8 protein-coding genes and 1 pseudogene are annotated in these 8,521 nt (G+C 64.9%); 2 read left to right on the top strand and 7 right to left on the bottom strand.

Annotated features, from left to right (window positions below):
- From VGD20_RS18655 to VGD20_RS18670, 4 genes and pseudogenes are all read right to left on the bottom strand, one after another.
- Nucleotides 1–142 (bottom strand): annotated as a pseudogene (locus VGD20_RS18655) (DNA-binding response regulator); the annotation flags it as partial.
- 15 nt (nt 143–157) lie between these two features.
- On the bottom strand, nt 158–2,830 hold the full coding sequence (gene mprF, locus VGD20_RS18660; RefSeq protein ID WP_331135876.1) for a bifunctional lysylphosphatidylglycerol flippase/synthetase MprF: 2,673 nt from the start codon (nt 2,828–2,830) through the stop codon (nt 158–160).
- Nucleotides 2,827–3,225 (bottom strand): DUF2147 domain-containing protein, encoded by a 399-nt coding sequence (locus tag VGD20_RS18665; RefSeq protein WP_331135877.1) that lies wholly within the window; start codon nt 3,223–3,225, stop codon nt 2,827–2,829. The genes mprF and VGD20_RS18665 overlap by 4 nt, the downstream gene beginning before the upstream one ends.
- A 13-nt stretch (nt 3,226–3,238) precedes the next feature.
- On the bottom strand, nt 3,239–3,970 hold the full coding sequence (locus VGD20_RS18670) for an AcvB/VirJ family lysyl-phosphatidylglycerol hydrolase (RefSeq protein WP_331135878.1): 732 nt from the start codon (nt 3,968–3,970) through the stop codon (nt 3,239–3,241).
- Nucleotides 3,971–4,201: 231 nt separating this feature from the next.
- Between VGD20_RS18670 and VGD20_RS18675 the strand changes: the two genes are divergently transcribed.
- Nucleotides 4,202–4,411, top strand: coding sequence for a hypothetical protein (locus VGD20_RS18675; protein ID WP_331135879.1), 210 nt, complete (start codon nt 4,202–4,204; stop codon nt 4,409–4,411).
- Nucleotides 4,412–4,567: 156 nt separating this feature from the next.
- On the opposite strand, the gene VGD20_RS18680 is transcribed toward VGD20_RS18675, so the two are convergent.
- The gene (locus tag VGD20_RS18680) at nt 4,568–5,494 is read right to left on the bottom strand and encodes a lipid kinase (RefSeq protein ID WP_331135880.1); all 927 of its coding nucleotides are present in this window, start codon (nt 5,492–5,494) and stop codon (nt 4,568–4,570) included.
- A 145-nt stretch (nt 5,495–5,639) separates the two neighbouring features.
- On the bottom strand, nt 5,640–6,527 hold the full coding sequence (locus tag VGD20_RS18685; RefSeq protein WP_331135881.1) for an AraC family transcriptional regulator: 888 nt from the start codon (nt 6,525–6,527) through the stop codon (nt 5,640–5,642).
- 246 nt (nt 6,528–6,773) lie between these two features.
- Here VGD20_RS18685 and VGD20_RS18690 point away from each other — a divergent pair, with 246 nt between their 5' ends.
- Nucleotides 6,774–7,133, top strand: a complete 360-nt coding sequence (locus VGD20_RS18690; RefSeq protein WP_331135882.1) for a VOC family protein — start codon at nt 6,774–6,776, stop codon at nt 7,131–7,133.
- Nucleotides 7,134–7,256: 123 nt separating this feature from the next.
- On the opposite strand, the gene VGD20_RS18695 is transcribed toward VGD20_RS18690, so the two are convergent.
- Nucleotides 7,257–8,521, bottom strand: a 1,265-nt coding sequence (locus VGD20_RS18695; protein ID WP_331135883.1) for a TonB-dependent receptor domain-containing protein, incomplete at its 5' end; no start/stop codon positions are given.

Raw genomic sequence — 8,521 nt, forward strand, 5'->3', positions numbered from 1 at the left:
CATAGCCGCCGCCGGTCGCGTGAAAAAGGCCATCGCGGCCGTCGGCGGCATGATCGACGGTGAAACCTTCGCCGGTCAGGCCTTTGTCGATGAAGTCCGCCGTCGTGCGGTCGTCCTCGATCACCAGTATCTTTCGCGACATAGAGGGGTTCCCACGCTAGCGGTGTATCGCTGACGATGCCTTATACCGACTCTTTCCGGCATGGCGAAGATAGCGCCGCAAGCTCTGGATCCCGCCGGGCACCGCAATAGCCGGACGCCGGCTTTTCACGGTTGCGGGGCGCGACACGATATTATGCACCGCCGCGATGCCGAGGGCGAAGGCCATGCCGCGCGGCCCCGCGATATAGCGCGGCTCCCAATGCGTCGCGAATTTCGCCTTGTAGCTTCGCAGCCCCTCGAACCCGTACAGGCTCTCGCCATGGCGGAAGAGGAAGGCGGCGCCGCGCGCCCACGCGGGCGCCAGCTTGCGCCCGTCGATCCCCGCCAGCGGCGCGACCCCCAGCGTGAACCACCGGTAGGTTTCGGCCTTTGCATGTCCGATCAGGCGAACGAAGAGGAAATCCATCACGCCATAGGGAATGTCGCGCGCGTGGCGCATCAGGTCGACCGAAATCTCCTCGCGGTTCGGTGTCGCAAGGATATTGGCAAAGGCGACGATACGCCCGTCGATGCGCACGACCGCGCACGGGAAATTCCGCATGTAGCCAGCCTCGAAACGGCCGAGGCTGAACGCCTTTTCACGTTGCTTTTTCGCGGCGAGCCAGTCGTTCGATATGGCTTCGAGCTCGGCGAGATGGTGCGGCACATCGGCCGCGGCGAGGATGGCGAAGGTCGCGCCCGCCTCGACGGCACGGCGCTCGGCGTGACGCAGCGTCTTGGCGTGCGGACCCGCGAGCGAAAAGGCGGCGAGATCGACCCGGGCCTCCTCGCCATATTTGACGATCGAGAGGCCGAGATCGATCGCCGGGGGAAGGCACGCGGCGCTGATCTGGTAGAGCAGGATGCGTCCCTGTGCGGCGTCGGCTCGCTCGCGCAATTTCCAGAGCAGGTCAGGCCAGCGTTCCTCGCGCCCCACCGGGTCGCCCATCACGATCCAGTTCGCGCCCTCGACCCGGTACATCAGAAAGGCGTCGCCCTCGTCCGCAAGGATAAAATGCTTGTCGCCGGTGTAGGCAAGAAAGGCATCGGCGCGATCGGCAACGGCCAGCGCGGGTGCGAGCCGTTCGAAGGCGAGATCGCCGTCGCTGGCGGCGTTCCCCGACGGCGCGAACAACCGCCAGAGAGCGAGACCGGTCACCAGCACCGCGATGCCGAACAGCGCGCGCAGAAAGCGCGGTGCATCGCCATTGAGGGTGAACTGCCACCACAGGCTGTTGGTGTAGGCGATATGTTTGTAGGCAAAAAAGCCCGCGAAGGTCGAGGTCATCACCGCGGTCAACGCCGCAGCGATCCATCCGGCCGACAGCGGCGCGTCAAGCAGCGAGGTCTTGCGATAGAAGGCGGTACGGCTCCACTGAAGCGCGGCGCCGATGGCCGCCAGAATCAGCGCTTCTTCGTAATCGCCGCCCTTGGCGAGCGAGAAGACGATCGCCGCGACGAGCAGCCCGCGTGTCGCGACAAAGGCGCCGTCGAGGCGGCGCAGTAGCCCCGGTGCGAGGAACAGCAACAGCGTCCCCGACAGGCTGGCGGCGATATGCGATGCCTCGACGAAGGGCAGCGGCAGAAAATGCCTGAGCTCATGCATGCGGGCGGCTTCGGCGGGGGTTGCGCCTGACAGCAGCAGGATCAGTCCGCCCGCGAACGCCAGCGCGGCGAGAAGCGGGGGCGCGAGTTCGCGAAGCAGCGATTGTCCGGCACGTGCTGCCTGCTGCGCTGGTTGCCGCCAAGCCTTGCTCTCGTGCCAGGCGAGGAGCAGCGCGGCGAGCAGCAATGGCAGCAGATAATAGATGACGCGATAGGCAAGCAGTGCGGCGAGCAGCTGGGCCTTGTCGCCGGGCACCGCTGCGATCACGACGGTCTCGAACACCCCGAGTCCGCCGGGGACATGGCTGACCAGCGCAGCGATGATGGCGAGTGCATAGCCGAGGAAGAAGGCCGGATAGGCGGCCGGATCGGGGGCGGGCAGCAGGACGAACAATGCGGCGCTCGCGGCGGCGAGGTCGAGGGCGGCGACGGCGGTCATCGCGGCGCTGTACCTCGCGTCCGGCAGCGGTGTTCGCCACCCGCCGATCTCGAATGCTTTCAGACCGAAATGGCGCAGCAGCAAGGGGACGAGGCACAGCGTCAGGACAGCCAGCCCCGCGAGATGGATCCAGTGAAGCGGGACGCCGGAGGCCAGGCCCGGCAACACATGCGTGGTCGTGGCGGCGGCAAGGCCGGCCAGAAGGATGACGCCATTCCAGAAACCGAGGCTTGCCAGTGCGATCACGCTGCCGACGTCGCCTCCGCCGAGGCCCGCCGCGCGATAGATACGGTATCGCGCCGAACCGCCGGTGAGCAGCGCGAGTCCCAGATTGTGGCTGAGCGTGTAGCTGGTGAAGGAGGCAAGCGCCCACGTTCGCCATGGCAATGGCCGGTCGATGATCCGCAGCGCGAAGCGATCGTACAGCGTCAGCATGGCGTAGCTGGCGGCGGTCAGCAGCAGCGCCATCCCGATCTGGCCCGCCGACAGGGCATCGAAGGCGTGGCGGATGTCATGCGGGCGAACCGAATGCAGCAGTCTCGACAGCGCGGCAAGGCCGAGCACCGCGACAATCAGCGCGGCGCCGATCGACAGGAGCCGCTTGTTGGACCGGCTCCACCGCCGGGCGTTTTCGAACAGGCTCATTTCCGGGTCCATTCCTGACGCTTGCAGATCAGCCCGCCAAGGATGCAGCCCGATATGCGCAGGCTGTTCGGCGTGCGAAGTTCGATCGTCGAATAGAAATGCCGCCCCTGATCGGGAACATAGACGCGCCCTGTCCAACGCCCGGCACCGCTCGCCCGATAATCACTCAGCAATTCGGTGCCGACGAGGGTGTCGACGCCCGCATCGCGAGCATCGGCGATCGCCCGGGGCCCCGCCCAGACGATGCTGCCGCACAGCAATTGCTGGCCGCAACGGCGCGTTTGCACGACGATCGTACCCTTGGGGTTTTGCCACAGTCCGATCGGGGTCGCGGCCGTCGCGGCATTCGCGCTGCTGCTCAGCGTCAACAGCAACGCCATGACCAAGGCCTTCATCTCATTCGCTCCTTCAGGTCCGGCTGCCGTCGATCGCGGGCAAGATCGCCGCCTCGAGCGCGCGGGAATCGGAATTCAGCTTGTGCCCGCCGGGCAGGGTGATGCGCCGGACGTTCGGCATTTGCAGTTCGGGGCACAGGCTGTGGGCTTCCTTGATGCCGCGGATGCAGGTCACCGGCACCCAGTTCAGCCGCGACGCGGTTGGCGAGGCGCGCTGGTCGGGCGTTTCGAAACCGGCAAGTTCGATCGGCGAGGCGCGGAAGATGATATCCTCGCCGGGCACGACCAGCACGACCGCCCGGATCGGCCGCCGGTCGCCGGCCGGAAATTGCGCGAGGCCGGCGTGCAGCATATCCGCGCCGAATGACTGGCCGATCAGCACGACATGATCGGTCTTTCCGAGCATCATCGCCCGCGCCATCGCGGTCCGGATCAACTGCGCGGCGTCCTGTGCCGTCCGCCGCGGCGAGAAATAGGTCAGCGAGTTGACCGTGACGATCGCATAGCCGCGGGCGTGCAGTCGCGCCGCTATCTTCGGCGTCATACCGGTCCGATTGCCCATGTCGCCCGACAGCATGACGATCGCGGGTCGCGCAGCGCCGGCATTCGCTGCGGGCATGTCGCGGAACAGCGGTCCGTTATAATAGCCCGCGTATAGATAGATCGCCGAGGCGGCGATGAGCGACGCGAGTGTCAGGGCGAGAAGCCATTTTCCTGAGCGATGTGTCGCGCGGTCGGTGGTCATGCGGGCGGTCCCTTTGCTTCAGGGAACGACGATACGCCCGTGCCTGCATCGGGAAGCTGACCCGCGGATTACGATATTGTCATGTCGCGGCCATGCCCCGGTCGGATCGGCGGGGTTAGGAGAAGGATGTCCAGGGCGGGAGCCATCCCCCTGATCCCTCTCTGCCGGTTTCCCGCCTGGACATTTCGGTTCGCAGCATCCGCTTCCGGGCGGATTCATGGAGTGAAGAATATGGCACGCTTTCGTACCCTGGTCGGTCTCGGCCTCGCATCGACGATGTTGATGACCGCACCGGTTTTTGCCTCGACGACAACGGCCAAGCCGGCAACGCAGCAGACCGCGGCGCCCAAGGGCGCGACGGCAAAGCGGGCCACGTCGGCCCGGTCCGGCGCGCATGCCGCAAAGGCAGCGCACGGCAACGACAAGAAGGCCGGTAACTGACGAACGGCATAACGGCGAGCGGATCGAACGGCCCCGAAGGCTCGACCCCGGCACTCCCGCCCCGACCCGCCTGCCACCCGGCCAGTTCCCATTCTCGCAGGAACTGGCCGGTTTGCCGTGCCCCGACCGCGTCCCTGCCGCGCGATCCCGCCGGCATCATTTATGGTAGAGCGGGAAGGGATGCGATGGCAACGCGCCGCTTTGCGGAGCAAGTACCGATATGGCGTGCGGCAGCACCCGGAAATGCGCCGGTGTCGCCGTTACGATTTCGCCATCGGTGTTGATGGGCATCGGGGCGCGGGTTTCGATGTCGAATTCGACGCATTTCGCGGTTCGGACCTCTTTCCATGCGCCATGCGTGCCCGATCGAAACGCGCCCAGCATGAGCGCAAGCTTCCAGAGGTTGCGCATCTCGAGGCTGTAGAGGTCGAGGCTGCCGTCGTCGATCGCGGCCTTTTCCTCGACGACGTTTCCGCCGCCGTAAAGGCGGCCGTTGCCGATCGCGATCTGATAGGTTCCGACCTTTATCGTGCGGCCCTTTTCGGTGATCTTCGCGCGAAAGCGCCTGGCGCCCGTCACGATACGGAGCGCCGCCACCGCATAGCCGAGGCGGCCGAACCGCTTCTTGATCGCCGGGTCGAGCTTTTGCGCGAGTTCGCTGCTGAGGCCGATGCTGGCGACATTGAAGAAAGCATGGCCGTTGACCATGCCGACGTCGATCCGTCGCTGGTTGCCCACCACGATGACGTCGGCCGCGGCCGCGAAATCGAGCGGGATCGAAAGCGTCCGCGCGAGATCATTTGCGGTGCCGGCGGGAATGATGCCGAGCGGCAGTCCGCTCTCGATGACCGCGGGCGCCGCCGAAGAGATCGAGCCATCGCCGCCGCAGACCACGACCAGATCGGCCTCGCGGTGCAGCCGTGCGACGTCGCGGGCAATTTCGGGGAGGTTTTCGAAGGGCTCGACGCTGACCATGATGCCGCCGGCTTCCAGCCGGTCCCGTACCGGTTGCAAGGCGCTCGCGCCCTGCCGTGCGTTTGCGTTGTGGAGCAAAAGTGCGCGCGTACCGCCTGGCCACGACATTCAGATAGTCCTGCGAGGAAGAAACCGGATCGCAAGGCACGTGCCCCGATGAGCCCTTCCTCGCTCCCCGGCCTATACAAAGTCTGCGGATGACCGGGAAGCGGATTTGGAGGAAGGGACTTGCCTTGACCGCCGCGGCGGCGTGCTATTTCAGCGGCAGGAACAGTTCCACGACGACGTCGTGCACCGCCGCGTCATTGAAGAAGTTGAGTTGGCGCCGGCAATAGAGCGGAAAGTCGCGCACTTCCTCGCCACTTGCTGGCAGCCAGTCCCGATAAAGAAAAAGCGCGGCGGGCTCGAGATTATGCGTGTCGTGTACGACGCGCAGGACCGCGCAGCGTCCCGCGGGGATGATGCCGGCCTTCATGCAATCGTCGTCCGCCGCGATCGGCTGCCCGGTCCCGACACACAGGTCCATACTGTAATCGGCCGGGTTCGCGGGTGTCCTTTCGGAACGAAAAATGTTGAAGGTCGGGCTTGTCTCGGGCGACAGGCCCGCGGCCTTGCGCCAGGCGATGAACCGCTTGATCGTGGCATCGAGCGTCGCACGATCGCCGCGGTGTTCGAGAACGGCCACCGGCGTCGCCGGCACGTCGCGGATCGTCACATCGGCATGATTGTAGGTAATTTGCATGAGTTTGCTCCTCGCATTGTCGAGAGGCCCGAAGGCCGCGAGCCACGGCGCCCAGTCCGGCGATTTCCGGAACGACGACGGCGATTGCCCGAACCGCCGCCGGAAGGCGCGGGCGAACGCATCGGGGGCGTGGTATCCGGCATCCATCGCTATGTCCGTTACGCTCCGCTCCTCGTTCGAGGCGAGCCGGTGCGAGGCGCGCTTCATTCGAGCAAGCTGGACATAGCGCTGCACGGTCACGCCAAAGGTCGCCGTGAACTGCCGGTGGAAATGAAATTTCGAGAAGGCGGCGACGCGGCTTAACGATTCCAGATCCAGATCGGTATCGAGATGCTGGTCGACATAGTCGAGCACCCTCTGCATCCGGTCCCGATAATTTTGCTCCGCCGTCTTCATCATTCGCTCCCTGGGTGGCGCCGCCGATTAGTCGCAAAACACGCGGCGCTGCTCGACCGATCTTGCGCTTTTGGCATCGATCGGCGCGTGAACGGGGCAGCGCGCTGACGGTAGCCGGTCCATCCCGGCCCGGATGCGGCGCAGCGGCGCGGACGAAATCGGGCGACACGCGCCCGCGGCGGCCCGATTGCCGGAACCCGGGCGGCTGCGCGGGGTTTTCGCAAGGAAGCCTCAACGCGGAGACGAGCGATGAACCTGCAGAAGATTTACACCTCTTTGCTCGCCACGGACCTCGATGCGGCCGAGCACTGGTATAGCAGGTTTCTCGGCCGCAGTCCGGACCACCGGCCGATGGCGACGCTGGTGCAATGGGAATTTTCTGACCGGAGCGGGCTGATGCTATCGGACAGCGTCGAAATCGCCGGGCGCGGCGCGGCCTTCTTTTACATCGCCGATATGGCGGCCGAGCGGCAAAGGCTGCGGGGCTTGGGGATCATGCTCGGCGACGATATCGAAGGCGATTATTCGACGCTCGCGCAGGTGCGCGATCCGGACGGCAATCTTCTCACCTTGGCGACACCGCCGAGGCGACCCTTTCCGGCCGCTTGATCCGTACGGGCAGCCGCCCGGCCATCGTTCGGCTGACGATGGTCATAGGAATGATCTGCTATCATTTCCGGGGACGCCGCCGACACTTTGGACCTTTCGATAGTGCCGGCGGGATACTCGCCGCTAGAATTTCACGCTCAGTCCCGCGGTGAGCCGGCGATCGGTGAGGCCCTGGAAGCACAACAGCGCCTTGTTGTTGACGCAATACTGGTTCTGGTCGCCGCGAAGCAGGTTGATGCCCTCGATGCCGACGTTGATGTGATCGTTGATGTCATAGTTGATGCTGGCGTTGAGCTGCCCCCTCGCGCCGTTGATCAGCGGCAGGCCGAAGAAGAACGGGTCGTTCGATACATAGCTTGAGCGCCATGTGTAGCGAAGCCGGGCGTTGAGACCATATTTGTCGTAGAACAGCGTTGCATTATAAGCATATTTCGAAAGGTTCGTCAGCGAGATAAGATCCTGCGAACCCGGATAGCCAAGCTGGGTGAAAACGGTTCGCGGGCCATCGGCGACGCGGTACTCACGTGCCGAACCGCCGGTCTTCTGATAGGTGAAGTTGCCGATGAAGCCAAAGCCCGACGCAAATCCGAGCACATCCTCCCAGGCCGACAGATCGTGCTGGAGCGCGACCTCGATACCGGTTTGCGTCGTGCTTCCCGGAACGTTGAACGTCGAGCTCCGCGGTACGCAGATGCCGACGCCCTGGACCGGATTGTTGATGTTGCGGTTGGCGATCGGATTGTAGATGCCGCCGCCCGGGCACGACGGATCGATCGAAATGTTGAGATTGCCGTTGGCGTCGAGGTTGGGCGCCGGATCCTCCTGCCGCTGGGCGAACAGGTTGGTGCGGCTTTTGTGAAAGAAGCCGACGCTGATCAGGCTTGACGGTGCGAAATAATATTCGCCCGAAAGGTCGAACGACCAGACCGCCTCGGGAACGAGGTCGGGGTTGCCGACCGCAACGGGGGTGTTCGCACCGGTGCCGAAGGAGAAGGACGTCGACAGCGTGTCGAAGTTCGGGCGGCGGATATCGCGCGCGATGCCGGCGCGGACGAGCAGCTTGTCGGCGGGCTCGAGCACGAGGCTGAAGCGCGGCAGCAGGAAGTTGTACGAGCTTTTGGCGACGGTCTGCCCCGTCACCGTGCCGTTCGCGATATTGTTGCCCGTCGACGAGAGGCTGGTGTGCAGCCAGCGGAAGCCGGCGTTGCCGCGCACCGGCATGCCGGCGATTTCGCCTTCCATATTCGCCTGGAAATAGGCGGCGTTGGTCGTTTCCTTGATCTTGAAGAAGCCCGCGAAGGATTCGGTCGGCGTTGCCAGCGATGCCACCGCGGGGCCCTGGGTCCGGGCGTCGTTGCTCGCCGCGATCGCCTTGTTGAGCGCTTCCA

The organism is Sphingopyxis sp., assembly GCF_036402335.1.
Lineage (GTDB): Bacteria > Pseudomonadota > Alphaproteobacteria > Sphingomonadales > Sphingomonadaceae > Sphingopyxis.